General features: G+C 74.2%; 14 protein-coding genes. 8 read left to right on the top strand and 6 right to left on the bottom strand.

Annotated elements, in window-relative coordinates:
* A partial coding sequence (locus tag MNZ39_RS13605; RefSeq protein ID WP_242339363.1) for a DUF6496 domain-containing protein occupies positions 1–386 on the bottom strand: 386 nt, incomplete at its 3' end.
* Positions 387–478: 92 nt separating this feature from the next.
* Between MNZ39_RS13605 and MNZ39_RS13600 the strand changes: the two genes are divergently transcribed.
* The 6 genes from MNZ39_RS13600 to MNZ39_RS13575 all read left to right on the top strand — a co-directional run bounded on the left by MNZ39_RS13600 (position 479) and on the right by MNZ39_RS13575 (position 11,801).
* The gene (locus MNZ39_RS13600) at positions 479–1,255 is read left to right on the top strand and encodes an ATP-binding cassette domain-containing protein (protein WP_242339361.1); all 777 of its coding nucleotides are present in this window, start codon (positions 479–481) and stop codon (positions 1,253–1,255) included.
* A complete protein-coding gene (locus MNZ39_RS13595; protein ID WP_242339359.1) occupies positions 1,255–2,745 on the top strand; it encodes a glycine betaine ABC transporter substrate-binding protein in 1,491 nt (496 codons plus the stop codon). The genes MNZ39_RS13600 and MNZ39_RS13595 overlap by 1 nt, the downstream gene beginning before the upstream one ends.
* Positions 2,746–2,889: 144 nt before the next feature.
* The gene (locus MNZ39_RS13590; RefSeq protein ID WP_242339356.1) at positions 2,890–3,318 is read left to right on the top strand and encodes a bacteriohemerythrin; all 429 of its coding nucleotides are present in this window, start codon (positions 2,890–2,892) and stop codon (positions 3,316–3,318) included.
* A 173-nt stretch (positions 3,319–3,491) separates the two neighbouring features.
* Positions 3,492–5,114, top strand: a complete 1,623-nt coding sequence (locus MNZ39_RS13585; protein ID WP_242339354.1) for a fumarate hydratase — start codon at positions 3,492–3,494, stop codon at positions 5,112–5,114.
* A 149-nt stretch (positions 5,115–5,263) separates the two neighbouring features.
* A complete protein-coding gene (locus MNZ39_RS13580) occupies positions 5,264–6,223 on the top strand; it encodes an aldo/keto reductase (RefSeq protein ID WP_242339352.1) in 960 nt (319 codons plus the stop codon).
* Positions 6,224–6,566: 343 nt separating this feature from the next.
* On the top strand, positions 6,567–11,801 hold the full coding sequence (locus MNZ39_RS13575; protein ID WP_242339350.1) for a CxxxxCH/CxxCH domain-containing protein: 5,235 nt from the start codon (positions 6,567–6,569) through the stop codon (positions 11,799–11,801).
* Positions 11,802–11,926: 125 nt separating this feature from the next.
* On the opposite strand, the gene MNZ39_RS13570 is transcribed toward MNZ39_RS13575, so the two are convergent.
* Positions 11,927–12,199, bottom strand: coding sequence for a LysR family transcriptional regulator (locus MNZ39_RS13570; RefSeq protein WP_242339348.1), 273 nt, complete (start codon positions 12,197–12,199; stop codon positions 11,927–11,929).
* Between the two features lie 168 nt (positions 12,200–12,367).
* Between MNZ39_RS13570 and map the strand changes: the two genes are divergently transcribed.
* Positions 12,368–13,117, top strand: a complete 750-nt coding sequence (gene map, locus MNZ39_RS13565) for a type I methionyl aminopeptidase (RefSeq protein WP_242339346.1) — start codon at positions 12,368–12,370, stop codon at positions 13,115–13,117.
* 62 nt (positions 13,118–13,179) lie between these two features.
* Here the strand turns inward: map and MNZ39_RS13560 are convergent, their stop codons facing one another.
* The 3 genes from MNZ39_RS13560 to MNZ39_RS13550 form a co-directional block, all read right to left on the bottom strand.
* A complete protein-coding gene (locus tag MNZ39_RS13560; protein ID WP_242339344.1) occupies positions 13,180–14,049 on the bottom strand; it encodes a universal stress protein in 870 nt (289 codons plus the stop codon).
* 165 nt (positions 14,050–14,214) lie between these two features.
* Positions 14,215–15,099, bottom strand: a complete 885-nt coding sequence (gene fdhD / locus MNZ39_RS13555) for a formate dehydrogenase accessory sulfurtransferase FdhD (RefSeq protein ID WP_242339342.1) — start codon at positions 15,097–15,099, stop codon at positions 14,215–14,217.
* Complete coding sequence (locus tag MNZ39_RS13550) at positions 15,084–17,063, bottom strand: Cache 3/Cache 2 fusion domain-containing protein (RefSeq protein ID WP_242339340.1); 1,980 nt, start codon at positions 17,061–17,063, stop codon at positions 15,084–15,086. Before MNZ39_RS13550 ends, fdhD begins: the two co-directional genes overlap by 16 nt.
* A gap of 183 nt (positions 17,064–17,246) precedes the next feature.
* Between MNZ39_RS13550 and MNZ39_RS13545 the strand changes: the two genes are divergently transcribed.
* A complete protein-coding gene (locus MNZ39_RS13545; protein WP_242339338.1) occupies positions 17,247–19,238 on the top strand; it encodes a sigma-54-dependent Fis family transcriptional regulator in 1,992 nt (663 codons plus the stop codon).
* Between the two features lie 36 nt (positions 19,239–19,274).
* Here MNZ39_RS13545 and MNZ39_RS13540 read toward each other — a convergent pair whose 3' ends face one another.
* Positions 19,275–20,666: an IS4 family transposase gene (locus MNZ39_RS13540; RefSeq protein ID WP_242339336.1), complete on the bottom strand. Its 1,392-nt coding sequence runs from the start codon at positions 20,664–20,666 to the stop codon at positions 19,275–19,277.
* Between the last annotated feature and the right edge of the window lie 38 nt (positions 20,667–20,704).

Raw genomic sequence — 20,704 nt, 5'->3', positions numbered from 1 at the left:
CGCGCCGCGCGCTTCGCCTGCGCGGACAGCGACCGCTTCGACGCGGCCGCGCGCCCCTCGCGCTTCAGCGCGCCCTTCGCGGCGGCGCTCCTCCGGCGCGAGGGCGCGCGCGGCTTGCGCTTGCCCTGTCCCACCTCGGCGTCACGCTGCGCGGAGCGCCGCGTGCGCGCGCTCGTCGTGCCCTTCTTCGGCGGCGCCAGGGGCACGCCCGCCCGCCGGGCCTTCGAGAGCCCGATCGCGATCGCCTGCTTCGACGAGCGGGCCCCGTGCTTCCCCTCGCGGATGTGCTCCATCTCCTCGCGGACGAACTCGCCCGCCGCCGTGGAGGGCCGCTTCCCGGCCCGGAGGTCCGCCTTCGCCTTCCGTGTGGTGCTCTTCGTGGGCATCCCGTCCCCCTTCGCCCCCTACGATGCGTACGCCCCGACGACCCGGCAGAGCCCTGGAAGCGTGCGCGGCCGCGGTTAGCGGGGACGGCAGGATGCGCGCGGCTCAATCGACCGAGGGTGCACCGGCCATCGAGCTCCGCGAGGTCGTCAAGCGGTACGGCGCGGAGGGGCTCGGGCCGGTCTCCCTCGCGGTGCCCGCGGCCCGCACCGTGGCCCTCATCGGTCCGAGCGGCGCGGGGAAGTCCACGCTCCTCCGCCTCGTGCTCGGCCTCGTCGCGCCCGATCGGGGCGAGGTGCGCCTTCGCGGCGCGCCGCTGCGCCCCGAGGACCACGCCGCCCGCCGCCGCCTCGGGTACGTGGTGCAGGGCGGCGGGCTCTTCCCGCACCTCACCGCCGGCGGGAACGCGGCGCTCGTCGCGCGCCACCTCCGCTGGCCGGAGGCGCGCGTCGCGGCGCGCCTCGGCGAGCTCGCCGCCCTGACGCGCTTCCCGGCGGAGGCGCTCGCGCGCTTCCCGCACGAGCTTTCGGGCGGCCAGGCCCAGCGCGTGAGCCTCATGCGGGCGCTCTTCCTCGAGCCGGAGGTCCTCCTCCTCGACGAGCCGCTCGGCGCGCTCGATCCGATCACGCGCGCCGACCTCCAGGCCGACCTGCGCGAGATCTTCGCCTCGCTGGGGAAGACCGTGCTGCTCGTCACGCACGACCTCGCCGAGGCCGTCTTCTTCGCGCACGAGCTCGTGCTGCTCCGCGACGGCCGGGTCCTCCAGCGCGGATCCCTCGACGCGCTCGTGCGCACCCCGGCGGATCCGTTCGTCGCGCGGTTCGTCCACGCGCAGCGCGCGCTCGGGCTGCCCGCGGGGGCCGCGCCGTGATGGGGGCCGCGCTCGCGGGGGCGCTCGCGCTCGCCGCCACCGGCGGCTCGCTGACGGTCGGGTCGAAGCAGTTCGGCGAGTCCCTCGTGCTGGGCGAGCTGGCCGTGGAGCTCGCCCGGGACGCGGGCGTCCCGGCGGAGCACCGCGCGGCGCTCGGCGGCACGCGCGTCGTCTGGGAGGCGCTCGTCCGTGGGGACGTCGACCTCTACCCCGAGTACACCGGGACCGTCGCGCGCGAGCTCCTCGGCGGCGCGGTGCCGGCCGGCGATCCCGCCGCGCTCCGGGCGGCGCTCGCCGCCCGCGGCGTCGGCATGACCCGCTCGCTCGGGTTCGAGGACACGTACGCGCTGGGGATGCGGCGCGCGCGCGCCGCCGAGCTCGGGATCTCCCGCGTGTCGGACCTCGCGCGCTCGCCGCGGCTGCGGCTCGGCTTCACGAACGAGTTCATGGACCGCGGGGACGGCTGGCCGGCGCTGCGCGCGCGCTACCGGCTGCCGCAGCGCGACGTGCGGGGGCTCGAGCACGAGGTCGCGTACACGGCGCTCGCGGGCGGCGAGATCGACGTGACGGACCTGTACTCGACCGACCCCGAGATCCGCCGCCACGACCTGGTGGTGCTCGAGGACGATCTCCACGCCTTCCCGCCCTACGACGCCGTGTACCTCTACCGCCTCGACCTCGAGCGGCGCGCGCCCGCGGCGCTCGAGGCGATCCGGCGGCTCGAGGGCCGGATCGACGCGGCCGCCATGATCGCGCTGAACGCGCGCGCCGAGCTCGACGGCGTCGCGCCCGCCCGCGTCGCGAGCGAGTTCCTGCGCGCCACGCTCGGCGTCGCCGCCGCGCCGGAGGAGGAGGGCCGGACGGCCCGCGTGCTCCGCCGGACGCGCGAGCACGTGGCCCTCGTGGCGGTGGCGCTCCTCGCCGCCATCGCGCTCGCGGTCCCGCTCGGCGTCGTGGCGGCGCGCCGGCCGGGCGTGGGCCGCGTCGTGCTCGCCGCGGTGGGCGTCGTCCAGACCGTGCCCTCGCTCGCGCTGCTCGTGATGATGATCCCGCTCCTCGGCATCGGCGCCCGGCCGGCGGTCGCGGCCCTCTTCCTGTACGGCCTCTTGCCCATCGTGCGGAACACGCACGCCGGGCTGACGGGGATCCCGCTCGAGCTGCGCGAGTCGGCGGCGGCGCTCGGGCTCCCTCCGGGCGCGCGCCTCCGCCTGGTCGAGCTGCCGCTCGCCTCCCCCGCGATCCTGGCGGGCGTGAAGACGTCGGCGGTGATCGCCGTGGGCACCGCCACGCTCGGCGCGCTCGTCGGGGCCGGCGGCTACGGACAGCCGATCCTCACCGGCGTGCGGCTCGCCTCGGTGCCCCTCATCCTGGAGGGCGCCATCCCCGCCGCCCTGCTCGCGCTCGCCGCGCAGGCGCTGTTCGATCTCGCGGAGCGCTGGCTCGTGCCGCGCGGCCTGCGCCGGGCGCGCGCCGCGGGCGCCATTCGCTGAGCCCCGCTCGAGAGGTCGGTGGGCCGCCCCTCCCGGAGCGCGCGAGCGTGCGACCGCCCGGGCGGGGATGAGCAGCACCCTCTCGCGGAGCAGGGGAGCGCCGGTTATATCGCCGGCGGCGCTCACCTCGAGGAACCTCCGCGAATGCCCTACGTCGACCCGAGCCAGCTTCCCGACCTGCCGCTCCCCTTCATGAACCGCGACCACGCCGAGGAGTTCCGGCTCCTCGAGGAGCTCGGCCTGGCGCTCGCGGCGCACGGGGACGGGAAGGGTGCGGTCGAGAGCATCCTCGAGCGGCTCGCGGTCCTCGCGGTGCACACGCGGGAGCACTTCCTCCACGAGGAGGCCGTGATGCGGGAGACCGGCTTCCCCGCGTACCTGCCGCACAAGAGCGAGCACGACCGCGTGCTCGCGGAGATGGACGCCGAGGCGTCCGCGTACCGCCGGAGCGGCGACACGGCGCGGCTGCGCCGATACCTGCTCGAGGTGGTCCCCCGCTGGTTCGTCTCTCACACCGGCTCGATGGACGTGGTGACCGCCGGCTACGTGGCGGCGCGGGCCCGGTCCCTCTGATCACGAGGCCCGCCGGCGACGCGTCATCGTGACGCGCCGGCACGATTTCTGGACCCGAGCCGTCCGCTTGCGCGGCGCGCGTGCGGGCTCGCCGCCGTCGACACGCGCGGCCGACCTGTGGTTCTCTTTTGCGCCCAGGCACTTACGCCGCAGCCCAAGGAGAAGGAAAGGCGATGGCGACCCCAGCTTTCCAATACCAGGATCCGTTCCCGCTCTCGAAGGACGAGACGAAGTACCGCCTCCTCACGCGCGACGGCGTGTCGGTGGCGAGCTTCGACGGCAAGGAGGTCCTCAAGGTCGAGCCGTCCACGCTCGAGCGGCTCGCCCGCGAGGCGATCCGCGAGGTCTCGTTCTTCCTGCGGCCCTCGCACAACGAGCAGGTCGCGAAGATCCTCGGCGACCCCGAGGCCTCGCAGAACGACAAGGGCGTGGCCCTCGCGTTCCTCCGCAACGCCGAGATCGCCGCGCGCGGCGAGCTGCCCATCTGCCAGGACACCGGCACCGCGACGATCGTCGCGAAGAAGGGCCAGCAGGTCTGGACCGGCGCGAAGGACGAGGAGTGGCTCTCGAAGGGCGTCTACGCCACGTACACCACCGAGAACCTGCGCTACTCCCAGACGGCCGCGCTCGACATGTACAAGGAGGTCAACACGGGCACGAACCTGCCCGCGCAGATCGACCTCTACGCGACCGACGGCGCCGAGTACAAGTTCCTCTTCGTCACCAAGGGCGGCGGCTCGGCCAACAAGACCCAGCTCTGGCAGGAGACGAAGGCGCTCCTCACGCCCGAGAAGCTCGAGAAGTTCCTCGTCGACAAGATGCGCCACCTCGGCACGGCGGCCTGCCCGCCGTACCACATCGCGGTGGTCGTCGGCGGCACCTCCGCCGATCAGTGCCTCAAGACGGTGAAGCTCGCGTCGACGCGCTACTACGACGGGCTGCCGACGAAGGGCAACGAGCACGGCGTGGCGTTCCGCGACACCGAGCTCGAGGCGAAGCTGCTCGAGGCGGCGAACGGGCTCGGCATCGGCGCGCAGTTCGGCGGCAAGTACTTCGCCCACGACGTCCGCGTCGTGCGCCTGCCGCGCCACGGCGCGTCCTGCCCGGTGGCGATGGCCGTCTCCTGCTCCGCCGACCGGAACGTGAAGGCCAAGATCAACAAGGAGGGCGTCTGGATCGAGGAGCTCGATCACGCCCCGGAGCGGCTGATCCCGCTCGAGTACAAGAAGGGCAAGCACGAGCACGGCGTGAAGGTCGACCTGAACCGCCCGATGAAGGAGATCCTGGCCGAGCTGACGAAGCACCCGGTCTCGACGCCGCTCCTCCTCACCGGCACGCTCGTCGTCGCGCGCGACATCGCGCACGCGAAGTTCAAGGAGCTCATCGATCAGGGCAAGGGCGTGCCCGAGTACCTGAAGAACCACCCCGTCTACTACGCCGGCCCGGCGAAGACCCCGCCGGGCAAGCCGTCCGGCTCGTTCGGCCCGACGACGGCGGGGCGCATGGACTCGTACGTCGACCTGCTGCAGTCGCACGGCGCGTCGATGGTGATGATCGCGAAGGGCAACCGCAGCCAGCAGGTCACCGACGCCTGCAAGAAGCACGGCGGGTTCTACCTCGGCTCCATCGGCGGCCCCGCCGCGGTGCTCGCCGAGGAGAACATCAAGAAGGTCGAGTGCATCGACTTCCCCGAGCTGGGCATGGAGGCGGTCTGGAAGATCCAGGTCGAGAACTTCCCGGCTTTCATCCTCGTCGACGACAAGGGGAACGACTTCTTCAAGAAGCTCGGCTGCTGACCTGCTGATCCCGCGGCGGGCGGGCCGGAGCGCTCCGGCCCGCGCCGCCTGCCGGGCTGCCCGCTCCAGGCGCGCGCTCCACCCGGGCGCGTGACAGCCGCGGCCCGGCTCCGTCATCAACATGCGCGGACCCTCTTGCGGGAGCGCGCATGAAGACCCGTCGCCTCGGCAGCTCGGACCTCGACGTCACGGTGCTCGGCTTCGGGGCCTGGGCGGTGGGCGGCGGCCAGTGGGAGTTCGCCTGGGGGCCCCAGGACGACGCCGCCTCCATCGCCGCCATCCGCCGCGCGCTCGACCGCGGCGTGAACTGGATCGACACCGCGGCGGTGTACGGCCTCGGCCACTCCGAGGAGGTCGTCGCGCGCGCGCTCGAGGGCGTGGCGCGCCGGCCGTACGTCTTCACGAAGTGCTCGATGGTATGGGACGAGCGCGGGAAGATCGGCCGCTCGCTGCGCGCCGACTCCGTCCGGCGCGAGTGCGAGGCGAGCCTGCGGCGCCTCCGCGTGGACGCGATCGACCTCTACCAGATCCACTGGCCGGTCCAGGATCCGGCGGAGATGGACGAGGGCTGGTCCACCCTCGCGGCGCTGAAGCAGGAGGGGAAGGTCCGCTTCGTCGGCGTCTCGAACTACGACTGCGAGCAGCTCCGCCGCGCCTGCGACGTTGCGCCGGTCACGTCGGTCCAGCCGCGCTACTCGCTCCTCCACCGCGACGTCGAGCAGGATCTCCTGCCCTGTTGCCGCGAGGACGGCATCGGCGTCATCGCCTACTCGCCGATGGGCGCGGGCCTCCTCACCGGGAAGATGACGCGCGCCCGCGTCGAGGCGTTCCCGGAGGACGACTGGCGCCGGCGCAACCCCGACTTCCAGGAACCGCGGCTCTCGCGCAACCTCGCGCTGCAGGGCCTGCTCGGCCGGATCGGCGCGAGACACGGCACCACCGCCGCGGCCGCGGCGGTCGCGTGGACGCTGCTGCACCCCGCCGTCACCGGCGCGATCGTCGGCGCCCGCAGCGCGGAGCAGGTGGACGGCTTCGTCGCGGCCGCGGACCTCGCGCTCACGAACGAGGACGTGGGCGAGATCGAGCGCTTCCTGCTCGAGAACCCGTAGCGCCGCCCACCCCGGCCCGCAGGACGGTGGCCGTCAAGGCGACCTCGACCTCGTCCTCGCGGAAAACACGATTCGTGAATCCCGCCTCCAGGCGCCCTCGGAGACTGCTCGACCCCGGGAGCGCGCTGGCGCGCACACCCGGGCACCGCGAGGCGTGTTGATCCACAGCAAGCAAGAGTGAGGGGCATGCGCGAGGCGCGCGCGCATACCGTCGTGCGCGCCGTGAAGCGCAATGCCGGAGGGGGAAGCCCCCATCCGTCCGGCACGTCGCTTGATCGCAGTCACCTGAGATCTTGCGACAGCACCTAAGTTCCGGATCCTACGAGTAGGGGAGGGTTCCGTCATGCAGTCCGGACTGGGTTCGTTGGCGCCGCCGCGCCTACCTGCGCTGCTGCTGTGCGTCGCCGCGATCTCGGCCGGTCCGCTCGCCTGCGGTAACGAGCGGAGCGTCCACGGTGATCCCGACCCCGCGACCTGCTCGCGCTGCCACGGCAGCGCCGACAACGCGGCGCCTCCGCTGTCGGTCACGGGCGGTCGCGACGCCAGCGACCCCGTCGTGGGCGCGCACCAGGTCCACGTGCGCGGCGGCCCGCTGCACGCTCCGATCGCGTGCTCCGCGTGCCACGTCGTCCCGCAGACGGTCGACGCGCCCGGCCACATCGACAACGGCCGGGAGAAGGTGACCTTCGGCGCGGTCGCGGTCATGGGCGGCGCGTCACCCCGCTGGACCCGCGAGACCGCGACCTGCAGCGGCACCTACTGCCACGGCGGGACGATGGGCGGCGGCGCTCACGTGGCGCCCGTCTGGAACCGCGGCGCCTCCGAGGCTGCCTGCGGGGCGTGCCACGGGCTCCCTCCGCCGCCACCCCACGTGCAGAACCCCGACTGCGGGCGCTGCCACCTCGGCTACACCGCCTCGTCCGTGGTCGCCGCCACGCACGTGGACGGCAAGGTCGACGTGAAGGCGCTCGAGTGCAACACGTGCCACGGCTCGGCGACCAGCGCGGCTCCCCCCATCGGGACCGCCGGCGAGACCGCCACGACGAGCCTCGCGGTCGGCGCGCACCAGGCGCACCTGCGGGACGGCGCGGTCCGCGCGCGCCTCGGCTGCACGGACTGCCACGTCGTTCCCACCGCGGCGCTCCACGCCAACGGCGTCGCAGAGCTCACCTGGGGCGCGCTCGCGACCGCGGACGGCGCGAGCCCGTCGTTCAGCCCCGCGACCGCGACGTGCGCCGCGACCTACTGCCACGGCGCGACGCTGTCCTTCGGCGGCGGCCAGCTCACCGCGCCCGTGTGGACCCGGGTCGGCGAGGGGCAGGCCTCGTGTGGCGCGTGCCACGCCGCGCCTCCGCCGCTGCCGCACCCGCAGCGGACCGACTGCGGCCGCTGCCACCCCGGCACGTTGACCGCCGACGGCTCGGCCATCGACGTCGCCGGCGGCAAGCACATCGACGGGCACCTCGACCTCGCGCCGCTCACCTGCACGATGTGCCACGGCACGGACGGCGTGAACGCCGCGCCTCCCGCGGGCACGCACGGGGAGACCGCCACCTCCGAGCTCGCCGTCGGCGCGCACCAGCAGCACGTGCGCGACGGAAGCATTCGCAAGGCCGTGGGCTGCGCCGAGTGCCACGTCGAGCCGACCGTGCCGCTGCACTCGAACGGCGCCGTGGACCTCGCCTGGGGCGCGCTCGCCGCGAAGGGAACCGCCCCGGAGTGGACCCGCGCCAGCGGGACCTGCAGCTCGACCTACTGCCACGGCGCGACGCTCGCGCTCGGGGGCGGCACGGCGAAGGCGCCGGTCTGGACGGCCGTGTCCGACGGCCCGACCGCGTGCAACGCCTGCCACGGCGCGCCGCCTCCGTTGCCGCACCCGCAGGCCACCGACTGCGCGCGCTGCCATCCGGGGACCGTGCTCGCGACGGGCGGCATCGACGTCGCCGGCGGCCAGCACATCGACGGCATCGTGCAGGTGGAGGGCCGCGGAAGCTGCACGGCCTGCCACGGCAGGCAGGGCGTCAACCCGGCGCCGCCGTTCGGCACGCGCGGCGAGACGCTGACGACCCAGCGGCCGGTGGGCGCGCACCAGAAGCACGTGGTGGACGGCGCGATCCGCAAGGCGTTCGCGTGCAGCGACTGCCACGCGCTCGTGACGGATCTCGGAACCGAGCACGCGAACGGCACCGTCTCGATGCCGTTCACGGGCCTGGCCTCGCGAGGCACGACGCCGGTCTGGAACGGCGCGACCTGCAGCTCGACCTATTGCCACGGCGCGACGCTCGGGGCGGGCGGGAATGCCACGGTGCCGACGTGGACCGTCGTGTCCACGAGCCCGACCCCCTGCGGCTCGTGCCACGGCGCCCCGCCGAGCGGCAATCACCCGCAGAGCGCGGACTGCGCGGCGTGTCACCCGGACACGGTGAACCCGGACGGCACGATCAACGTGGCCGGCGGGCGGCACATCGACGGCGCGATCCAGGTTTCGGGCGGATGCAGCCTGTGCCACGGCTCGGACGCGAACCCGGCGCCGCCGGTGGGCACGAAGGGCGAGACGGCCACCACGGCACGGGCCGTGGGCGCGCACCAGGCGCACGTGCGTGAGGGCGCGCTTTTCCAGGCGATGACCTGCGAGGCCTGCCACCAGTTCTCCGACGCGACGCACCGGAACGGCACGGCCGACCTCACCTGGGGAACGCTGGCCTCGAAGAACGGTGCGGTCCCGCGCTTCGACGCGACGACCCTCACGTGCACGAACTACTGCCACGGCCAGACGCTCGCCGCGGGCGGCAAGAACACCGCCCCGACCTGGACGAAGGTAGACGGGACGCAGGCGGCGTGCGGCACCTGCCACGGGGCGCCGCCGAGCGGCAATCACCCGCAGAGCGCGGACTGCGCGGCGTGTCATCCGGACACGGTGAACCCGGACGGCACGATCAAGGTGGCCGGCGGGCGGCACATCGACGGCGCGATCCAGGTTTCGGGCGGGTGCAGCCTGTGCCACGGCTCGGATGCGAACCCGGCGCCGCCGGTGGGCACGAGGGGCGAGACGGCCACCACGGCACGGGCGGTGGGCGCGCACCAGGCGCACGTGCGCGAGGGCGCGCTCTTCCAGGCGATGACCTGCGACGCCTGCCACCAGTTCTCCGACGCGACGCACCGGAACGGCACGGCCGACCTCACCTGGGGGACGCTGGCCTCGAAGAACGGCGCGGTCCCGCGCTTCGACGCGACGACGCTCACGTGCACGAACTACTGCCACGGGCAGACGCTCGCCGCGGACGGCAAGAACACGACCCCGACCTGGACGAAGGTGGACGGTACGCAGGCGGCGTGCGGCACCTGCCACGGCGCTCCGCCTGCCGGCAATCACCCGCAGAGCGCGGACTGCGCGGCGTGTCACCCGGACACGGTGAACCCGGACGGCACGATCAACGTGGCCGGCGGACGGCACATCGACGGCGCGGTCCAGGTTTCGGGCGGGTGCAGCCTGTGCCACGGTTCGGATGCGAACCCGGCGCCGCCGGTGGGCACGAAGGGCGAGACGGCGACCACCTCGCGCGCCGTCGGCGCGCACCAGGCGCACGTGCGCGAGGGCGCGCTCTTCCAGGCGATGACCTGCGACGCGTGCCATCAGTTCTCCGACGCGACGCACCGGAACGGCACGGCCGACCTGACCTGGGGGACGCTGGCCTCGAAGAACGGTGCGGTCCCGCGCTTCGACGCGACGACGCTCACGTGCACGAACTACTGCCACGGCCAGACGCTCGCCGCGGGCGGCTCGCTCGTGACGCCGACCTGGACGAAGGTGGACGGGACGCAGGCCGCGTGCGGCACCTGCCACGGGAGCCCGCCGACCACGAACCACCCCGACAACCCGCTCTGCAACTCCTGCCACCCGCTCACCGTCGCGATCGACGGCACGATCGACGTGGCCGGCGGCCGCCACATCGACGGAAACGTCGACGTGGCCGGCATGACGTGCAGCTCCTGCCACGGCTCGACGGACAACCCCGCGCCGCCGATCGGCACCCACCTCGAGACGGCGACCACCGCCCGCGCGGTCGGCGCGCACCAGGCGCACGTGCGGGACGGCACGCTGCGCAAGGCGCTGAGGTGCAGCGACTGCCACGTCGTGCCCACCGAGACGATCCACTCGAACGGCACGGTCGACCTCGCGTGGGGCCCGCTCGCCACGGCGGGCGAGGCGATCGCGGGCTTCGACCCGAGCGCCCTCACGTGCACGAACTACTGCCACGGCCAGACGCTCGCCGCGGGCGGCAAGAACACGACCCCGATCTGGACGAGGGTCGACGGCACGCAGGCTGCCTGCGGCACCTGCCACGGTGCGCCGCCGCCTGCGCCGCACCCGACCTCCTCCCCCACCGGATGCGCAGGCTGTCACCCCGACACCGTGAAGCCCGACGGCTCGATCGACGTCGAGGGCGGACATCACATCGACGGCAAGCTCGACGCGACGGGCAAGTGCGGCGCCTGCCACGGGGTCCCGCCCGCCAACGGCGCCCACCTCGCCCACGCGGCGTTCCCGACGCCGGACGTGCCCCAATACGGCGATCTCCGCATCCTGGAGGCCTACGCGCCGGGCGGCGCCTCGGGCTACCAGTTCGGCTGCGGCAACTGCCACCCGCTCGACGCGGCGAAGCACATGGACCTGAAGGTCGAGGTGGAGCTCACGCCGGCGGGCGCGGCGACGGGCTCCCTGCGCGCGCGGAACGCGCCGGACGCCGTGTACGACGCGGCCACCGGCCGGTGCAGCGGCGTCTACTGCCACTCGTCGGGCCAGGCGCTCCCCGCGTACGCGACGGCGCCCGCCTGGACCTCCGGCGCGGCGCTCGGGTGCGACGGCTGCCACGGCAACCCGCCGAGCTACGCCTCCGGCGGCGCCGGCGCCCTCGACGCGAACGCCCACATCGGCCTCACCGAGCAGGGGCGCGAGTTCGGCCACTACGTCGGTCTCGGCGGCCCGGCGCACGCGAGCAAGCACGGCAGTGCCGTGGCCGGCGAGGCGGCGGCGCCCGTCACCTGCCAGACCTGCCACTACGCGACGACCGATCCCACGGCGACGGGGCCCTCTCGCTTCTACTGGCTCGACACGACCGGGAGCTACGTGCTCGCGGGCGGCGATCCCGCCCGGCTCGCGGATCCGCGCTGGAAGGCGACGCAGTGCGGGACCTGCCACGTCGCCGGGGGCGCCCCGGTCGCGCGGGGCAAGGTGCTGCCGCTCACGCACGTGAACGGCCGGCGCGACGTCGTGTTCGACCCGCGCACCGCGCTCCCGCCGCTCGCCGGCCTGCCGGCGGCGCCGAACACGCCGACGCGCCCGTACTGGGTCTCGCCCTCGCGGTTCTGCGAGGCCGTCCCGGCCGGCGCGGTCCTCGACGGCACGACGCTCTCCATCGAGCTGTCGGGCGCCGCGTACGACCCGGCGACGAAGCGCTGCTCCGGGGTGGCCTGCCACCTCGGCGACGCGCCGGTGTGGGGCCGGCAGTACCTCGTGAGCCCCGCGTCGGGGACCGCGAGCTGCTGCCGCTGCCACTCGACGCGCTGCGGCCCGTGACGTCGGGCGTTCCGCCGCGCCGGAGCGCCCGGCGCGGCGGGGACGCGCCTGCCCCAGCGGCGCCGTTGCGCGCCTCGGGGCGGGCTTCCGTCGACCTCGACCTCGACCCGGTCGGCTCTGCGGCCTCAACGCCCGCCAGTGCCCGCGCCCTTCGTGCGCTCGATGGCCATGTCGACTTCCGCGAGGATCCGCCGAGCGTGGGACAGAAGGACCTCTCCGGCGGGAAGGAGCTTCATCCCGCGCGGCGTCCGCTCGAAGAGGCGGGTTCCGAGCTCATCCTCGAGCGCGAGGATGTGTCGCGAAAGGGGCGGCTGCGTGAGGTGAAGCTTCCGGGCGGCGCGACCGACGTGGCCCTCTTCCGCGACCGCGACGAAGGACTGGATGTACGTGAGGCTCACGAGCGGAACGGTACCTGAAGGTCGGCCTGCGTGTCAGGTCGCCGAGGCCCACGGGCCGGCCCTCGAGAGGAGCTCGTGTCCGTAAGCGGATTTTCGAGCCCGCTGCAGCGGACCCGATACCGAGACAGCATTGGATCGCCGCTGCACCTTGCTGGCAGCCTTGCCAGCATGGGAATCCCGCTTCTGGGCGAACGAGAAGTCGAACGGATGAGGCGCGCCGGGAACGCCGCTGCGGCGACGCTGGCGCACGTGGGCGAGCGACTCGCCGCGGGAGTTGCCACCGCGGACATCGACGTCTGGGTGCGCGAGGACACGGCACGTCGGGGAGGCAAGCCGAGCCAGCTCGGCTTCCACGGCTTCCCCGCGGCGGTCTGCACGAGCCGGAACGAGGTCGTCTGTCACGGCATCCCGCGCACCGACGAGCGGCTGCATCCTGGCGACATCGTGAACGTGGACGTGACCACGCTCCTGGATGGCTTTCACGGGGACACCTCGGCGACGTTCTGCATCGGCGAGGTCTCCGCAGAGGCGCGGCACATCGTCGAGGTCGCCCGCCGCTGCCGGGATGCGGGAGTGGCGGTCGTGCGGCATGGCGTCCGGCTCGGGGACGTCGGCGCCGCCATCGAAGAGCTCGCGCGAGCAGAAGGCTGCAGCGTGGTGCGCGAATACGGCGGTCACGGCATCGGCAAGATGATGCACGGTCCGCCGCTCGTGATGCACGTCGGCGCGAGGGGACAGGGCGTGAAGCTGAAGGCAGGGATGGCCATCACCATCGAGCCGATGGTGAACCTCGGCCGAGCAGAGGTGAAGCTGCTGGCCGACGGATGGACCGCCGTCACCGCGGATGGAAGTCTCTCGGCCCAGTTCGAGCACACGATCGTCGTGACTCGCGACGGCTGCGAGGTGATGACCGGATGAGCGCCGCGAGCTCCTGCGGCCGGGCGCGAATCGAATTGCCGGTGGACGGTTTCTCGGCGTCCTCACGCGCGCGGCGGCACGACCGCGACCGGCACCGCCGCCGTCGCGGCGAGCTCGCGGGCCAGGCTCGGGGTCGCGAGCCGGTCGAGCGCGACGCGGCGTGACGCGCCGACGACGAGCAGGGGCGCCTCCCGCGCCTCGACGATCGCGTCGGCGCGATCGAGCACGTCGCCCTGCTCGACCACGGCCTCGTCCACGTGGAGCTGCAGGCGCTCGATCCACGCCGCGCACGCGACCTCGGCGGCGCGCTTCTGCTCGCGCGCGATCTCGTCGACCGACGCGCCCGCGAGGAACGGCAGCTCGAGGTACGGCACCACGTGGAGCAGGACGAGGCGGCGCCCGGTCTGCGCGGCGAATCGCCCGGCGAACCGGCAGGCCTCGGTGGACGACTCGTCGAGGCGCGTCAGCGCGACGATGGGGCCGCCCCCGATGTCGGCGGTCTCGAGGTCCGGCGGGACGACGACGACGGGGGCCGGGAGCCGGCGCAGGAGGCGACGCGCCACCCGACCGAGCCGCACGAGCGCGGCCTCCGAACGGCCGGCGATGCGGCCGACGAGCAGGGCGTCGGCGTCGTGGCGCGCGAGCGCCTCGATGAGCCCGTCGTCGGCGCCCATCCCCTCCAGGATCTCGAGCTCCTGGACGCGCTCGCCGGCCCCCTCGCGCTCGAGCGTGCGCCGGCCCGACTCGCGCGCCGCCGCGATCAGCTCGTCGAGGTGGTGGTACTTGAGCGCGGCGCGGAGGTGCTCCGGCTCGAGCACGTGGACCGCGATGAACCGCTCGTCGCTCTTCGGGACCGTCTTCGTGAGCCAGGTCGCGAAGTGCAGCGCGCCGTGGCTCCGCGGACGAAGGTCCAGGCCGATGATCCACCTCATGGCGCCCCCCCGGCGCACGCGCCGGCTCCTCCGCCGGTCCCGAGCGGCGCCCCCATTGTCGCGGACCGGCCCGATCGCGTCGATGCCCAGACCGGAGCGTGCGATCCGGGGCCGTGCGAAGCTCCGGGAGCGGGCGGTCGCCCGCGCGTGGCCCTCGCGGGAGCGCTACAGCCCGGAGAGCCGCTCCGCGCCCGCGTACACGTTCATGCGTCCGGGGCGGACGAAGCCGGCGAGCGTGAGCCCGGCCGCCCGGGCGAGCTCGATCGCGAGCGACGTCGGCGCCGACACGGTGGCGACGATGGGGACCCGCGCGCGCGCCGCCTTCTGCACGATCTCCATGCCCGCCCGGCTGCTCACGGTGAGGAGCGCGGGCGCGGCGATCTGCGCGCCCGCGGCCGCCTCGGCGCGGGCGAGCAGGAGCGCGCCGATCACCTTGTCGACGGCGTTGTGACGGCCGACGTCCTCGTTCGCGGCGACGAGCGCGCCGTCGCGCGTCCAGAGCGCGGCGACGTGAGTTCCGCCGGTCTCCTCGAACACCGGCTGGTGCTCGCGGAGCGCCGCGATCTTCTCCCCGACGAGGGCCACCGGGACGGGCGCGATGGGGTCCGGCGGCACGAGCCCCGCCACGAGATCCTCGACGGCGCGCCTCCCGCAGACGCCGCAGGCGGAGCTCGAGGCGAAGCTGCGCCGGGTCCCGTCGAGCCGCTCCCAGTCGATGCGGGCGCCCGACGCCGGAGCGAGCTCGATCGCGCTGCCGTACGCCTCGTCCCCGGGTCGGCCGCAGTGGTAGACGGCGCTGAAGTCGCTCGCGGAGGCGATGATCCCCTCCGCGAACAGGAAGCCGAGCGCGAGGCGGTGGTCGTCGCCCGGGGTGCGCATCAGCACCCCGACCGTCTCCCCGGCGATGCGCACCTCGAGCGGCTCCTCGAGCGCGACGAGATCCGACGCGGCGCCGTCTCCCGGCCGGACGAGCGAGGTGCCCGCGATGCGCCCCTCGACGCGCGCCGCCCGCGCCGGGCCCGGCGCCCTGTCCTTCAGCGGACGAGGCACGGCCGGCACTCCGGGCCCGCGCCGCTCTCGCCGCTCCCCGGGCCGTCCGCGGCGCGCCTCACCGCGGTCTGATCGGTCACGACCTCGAGCGCGCCCACCACGCGCCCCGCGCCGTCCCGGAGCGGGACCGCGGAGTAGAGGATCTCGAGGTCGAGGCCCTCGGGGTGCGCGTCCGTCTCGCTGCTCACCTCGCGGTCCTCCGCCATCGCGCGGGCGCAGGCGCAGCGCGCCGTGCGGCAGTCGCCCTTGCGGTAGCTGTCGTAGCACTTCGTCCCGATGAGCTCCTGCTGCGTGCGCCCGAGGAGGCTCGCGCCGGTCTGGTTCATGTACCGGATGTCGAACTCGGGACCCACGATCATGGCCGGCGCGGGCATGGCGTCGAGGTGCCCGACGAGGGTGGTGAGCGTGGCGTTCACGCCCTCGACGACCCTGCGGTAGTCGCCGTGGTGGCGCGCCGGATCGGCGCGCGCGTCGAGCCGGCCCTCCACGGCGGCGTCGGCCAGCCGCCGCATCTCCTCGACGAGCCGGCGCAGCTCGGACTGCGCCGACTGGAAGCTCCGGGTGAGCTCGTCGCGCTCGGAGCGCGGCACGAGCGGGGTCGAGAGGTCGCCCTTCGCGAGCGCGTCCGCGCCGCGGGCGACCTCCTGCAGGTAGCGGATCGTCCCGCGGAACGCCTCGGCGAGCCGCCCGACCTCGTCGCCCGAGCGGTAGGTGACCGCCTGCTGGACGTCGCCCTCCGCGATGCGCTCGGCCGCGACCGCCATGGCCTCGAGCGGCGCGGCGAGCCGGCCCGCCGACTTGCGCGCCGCCCAGACGGTCGCGAGGAGCAGCAGCAGCGCGACGCCGCCGACCGTGACGACCGAGGTCTCGAGCGAGGAGCGGACCTGGAGCAGCGGCGCGATGGCCTCGTCCCGATCCATCTCCGCGACGATCACCCAGTCCCACGGCTCGAAGTAGGCGACCGCCGCGACCCGCTCGCGGGCCCCCGCGCCCTCCGGCCGGGAGAACGACACGCGCACCGTCTCGCCGTTCGCCGCCATGGCGGCGCGCACGAGCCGCTGGACGTACGGCTCTCCGCCCGCGTCCCGCGCGTCCCAGGCGTCCTCGCCGTCGGCGTGCCCGGGGGGCGGGATGAGGTAGCGGCCGCGCTGGTTCCCGCTCGCGCCGAGCGCGTAGATCGCGCCCGTCTCGCCGATGCGGGAGGCGGCGACGCCGGCGCGGATGCCCTCGAGGGAGTCCTGGCGGAGGCCGATGAACAGCATCCCTGCGACGCGGCCGCTCGCGTCGCGGATCGGCTCGTAGCCCGAGAGGTACCAGCGATCGAGCACCCGCGCGCGCCCCCGGTACGTGTCGCCGCGGAGCACCGTCGAGACGACGGGGTTCGCCTTGCCGTCGGGATCGACGGCGGGGATGTAGGTCCCGATCGCGCGGTGGCCGCTCCCGTCCGGCACCGTGGTCGCGACGCGGAGCATGTCGCCCCGCTCGTTCATCCGCTGGAACAGCGTGGCCTCGGCGCCGACGAGCTCGCGCACGCGGTCCACGAGCAGGCTCGGGTGGGTGGGCTCGGCGTTCTGCCCCGCCCAGACGCCGCCGAGCAGGAGCTTCGGCAGCACCGCCTCCTCGACGCTGCGGTCGAGCTGGTTGACCGCGGTCCAGCGCACCGTCTCGGAGGAGAAGGAGAGGGGGCCGAGGCGCTCCATCTGATCGCGGGCGACGCGCAGGCTGCGGGGCACCTGCAGCCAGAGCTCGCGATGGGCGGACTCGCACAGCGTGCGCAGGTCGCGGGCGGCGCGCGTGAGGCCCTCCTCGGCGAGGCGGCCCATGCTCAGCTCGACGTCTCCGGCGATGCGGCTGCGCTGCGCGGCGAAGACGACGAGGAACGCGGCGACGAGCAGCGCGGTGGGGAGCAGGGCGACGACCAGGATCTTGCGGCGCAGGTCGAGGCCCGTCGTTCGCTTGTGCAACACGTCTCCTCCGGTGAGGGCTCGGAGAGCCCGCGCCTGCGAGAATCGCGCCGCCACGGCGGCGGTCCGGGCAGGCGTAAGGCAGCACTTTCGTGAGCCGCGCGTCCGCGAAACCTGTAAGTAAGGGGGGATATACCGCGAAGCGCGCCATCTCGCGAGGCGCGCCGCCGTCGGTGCGCCCTGATGCTCGTGCTCCCGGATGAAACAGACCGCTCGTCACTCCGGCGGCGCCTCGACCGTGCGTGGGAGCGCTTCCTCCGAGACGGGGGGCTGGAGGGGGTCCGGCCCGAGATCGCGCGCTCGTGGACGCGCTCCCGCGATCTCTACGCCGTGCACCCGGCGTTGCGGCGCGCGCCGCTCGACGCGAGCGGCGAGGTCCTGCGCCGCCGCGGCGAGGACGAGACCTTCGAGCTCGCGCGCCCGGTGCTCGCCCGGTTCGCGGCGCAGCTCGGGGAGGCGGGCCACGCCCTCGTGCTCCTCGACGCGGAGGGGGCGGTCCTGTCCGTGGGCGGAGATCCGCAGACCGTCGCGCGCCTCGCCGAGCTGAACCTCTGCCCGGGCGCGAGCTGGCGCGAGGAGGCGGCCGGCACGAACGCGGCCGGCACCGCGCTCGCCGAGCGGCGCGCCGTGGAGGTCTTCGCGTCCGAGCACTTCGTGGAGGCGTGGCACCCCTGGGCGAGCGCCGCGGCGCCGATCCTCGCGCCCGGCTCCGCCGAGATCGCGGCGATCGTGCAGGTGACGGGGGCGTGGGACGCCCGGGAGCGGCAGGGGCTCGTCGTCGCCTCGGCGGTCGCGGCGGCCATCGAGGAGCGGCTCCGCGCGCGCCAGGAGGTGCGCGAGGAGCTCGTGCGCCACGCGCTGCGCGCGGCCCGGAGCACGGGCGAGGCGGTGGTCGCGGTCGACGCGCGCGGGCGCGTGATCGCGGAGAACGACGCCGCGCGCCGGCGGTTCCCGCTCGACGACGGCGAGCTCCCGCGCGCGGTGCGGGAGCGGCTCCTCGCGGCGCTGCGCGCGGGCGAGGCCTCCCGGGACGAGGAGCTCACGCTGGAGTGGCCGGGCGCGGGGGACGAGCGCCGGCGCGCCGTCGGCTCCGTGGTGGCGCACGAGCGGCGCGCGGTGGGCGCGATCCTGCGCCTCCCCGCGCCGGCGGCGCCGCGCGCGGCGCGAGGGGCGGCCCGCCAGCGGCTCACCACGCGCTACGGGCTCGAGGCGATCCTCGGCGAGTCGCTGCGGCTGCGCGCGGCGCTCCAGCTCGCCGAGGTCGCGGCGCGGAACGATCTCCCCGTGGTGCTGCACGGCGAGTCCGGGACGGGGAAGGAGCTCTTCGCGCACGGCATCCACGCCGGCGGCGCCCGCGCCGGCGCGCCGTTCGTGGTGCTGAACTGCGGCGCCATCCCCGCCGCGCTCGTCGAGGCGGAGCTCTTCGGCTACGAGCCCGGGACGTTCACCGGCGCCCAGCGGGAGGGCAAGGCGGGGAAGTTCGAGGAGGCGGACGGCGGGACGCTCTTCCTCGACGAGGTCAGCGAGCTCCCGCTCCAGGCGCAGACGGCGCTCCTGCGCGTCGTCCAGGAGTCCGAGGTGGTCCGGCTGGGCGGGAGCGCTCCCCGCCGCGTGGACGTGCGGGTGGTGGCCGCGACCAACCGGCGCCTGTACGACCAGGTGGAGGCCGGCCGGTTCCGCCAGGACCTCTACTTCCGCCTCAACGTGCTCCACGTGGACATCCCGCCCCTGCGCGAGCGGAGCGAGGACGTGCCGCTCCTCGCCCGCGCGTTCCTGCGAGAGGCCGAGGAGCGGATGGGCCGCGACGGGCTCGAGCTGTCGGAGGCCTCGAAGGCGCTGCTCCTCGCCCACCCGTGGCCGGGGAACGTCCGGGAGCTCAAGAACGTGATCATGCGCGCGGCCGCGGTCGGCGCGGGAGCTCGCATCGAGCCCGCCGACCTGCGGCTGGCGCCGGTGCGCGGCCTCCCGGCGCCGGTCCGCGCCGAGCTGGCGCCTGCGCCCGCCGTGGAGCACCCGCCCGCGCCGCCGGCCCGCGAGGGCGAGGGACCGGAGCGCGACGAGCTCGTCGCCGCGCTCGACGCGTGCGGCTGGAACATCGCGCGTACCGCGACCTCGCTCGGCGTCTCGCGGATGACGCTCTACCGGCGCCTGCGGAAGTTCGGCATCACGCGCTAAACGACGTTCTAACGGGGGCTGCGCCCTCAGGATTGATCACATCCTGAGGGCGAGCGCCGCGCCTCGTTCGAGGAGGAGCAAGTCTTCGAAGCCCCTCCCGAGCACCTGCCATCCTGGCTCGCCGTTGTTCTTGATGTGACCGCCGAGCTTCGCGATCGCGAGCATCGCGTCCCGGATGCTTGGCTGCGCCCTGAGTCTCACGTCGGGGTGCCGTTGAAGCAGCGTGAGTTTCAGCGGTGAGAGGATGCGGTCTGCTGGGAGGTCCGCGTCGTCGCGGGACAGCTGCCGGAGCGCCAGGAGCTGCCACGCGATGGGCGCGAAGACGGCGAGCGCGTTCAGCAGCGCGTGCTTGGATTCGAGTTGCCGCTTCTCGTACGCACAGCCCTGCTTCAGCGCGCGGAAGTACTCCTCGATGACCCAGCGTGCGCGATAGCCGTCGACCACGGCGGCCACGTCCTCGGTCGTCTCAATCGGCTCCGACGTGACGAGCCGCCACTCGATGGGGTCGATTCCGCCCCCCGGGTTCTTCTCATGCACGCGGACGACGTTCAGGCGAAGTGCTGCCGGGCCGCGCGTTCCGAGATGGACCGGCCGCAGGATCGTGACCGCGGAGGCGGTCACGCTCAACGTCGCGACTCGTGACCGACGGGGCGGATGCTTCTTCGTGCGGCTCGGCGGATCCTGCCGCCGCTTCGACGATCGTGCGGAGAGCGCGACCTCTCGGGTGAGCAGGGTTCGCTTACCTCGGAGGGCGTCGCTGATCCGCCCGCGTCCGACCGTCGTGTCGACGGCGCGGTCGAACTGCAGCCGCACGATAAAGCGGTGCTTCCCCGCGGAAAGCGCAGCGAGCAGCTCGTAGGCATCGGCCTCCCTGTCCATGACGTGGACGGCCGCGGCTCTGCCGACCTCCGCGTCGACGCGTTGCACGAGCTCCAGCCAGCGTCCCGTTTCCTTGGCCTCCAACGGCAGGCTCATCCGCGTGCGCGCGGACACCCCAGCGGACGTCCTCGTGCCACGTTCCCGGAAGACGGTCGCCATCCCCAGCACGCCGAGTGGCGCACGGGTTCTCGCGGCCACGGCGAGCGCGAAGTGCCCGAGGAACCCGTGCGTTTCGTCCCCCGAAAGCCGCCCGAGCCCCTCGCGGTCCGTGCTGAAGCTCAGCTCGGTGGTGTCATGCGCCACGACGACGGCCAGCGCCTGGGCGCATCGCGCGACGGTGGCATCGATGTGCGGCTGCAGGATGGCGGCGGGGGTGACCGCCTCGTTGCCGAAGAACCGGTACGTAGCCTCGAGAGCAGTGTCGGATCCCGCCGTCTTGGGGAAGCTCTGGTCCGGCGCCTTGGCCAGCAGCTCGGCGAGACGAACGAGCCGTGCGCTCAGCCGCTTATCGCCGAACTCAGCCCCTTCCACCTCGCCACGAATATCCATGGCGAGGGTAGATCACACCCCGACGATCGACGCCAGAT

This window comes from Anaeromyxobacter sp. SG66, from assembly GCF_022690805.1.
Lineage (GTDB): Bacteria > Myxococcota > Myxococcia > Myxococcales > Anaeromyxobacteraceae > Anaeromyxobacter > Anaeromyxobacter soli.
Note: the sequence above shows the minus strand (reverse complement) of the source record. Positions and strands in the feature narration are given on the sequence as shown.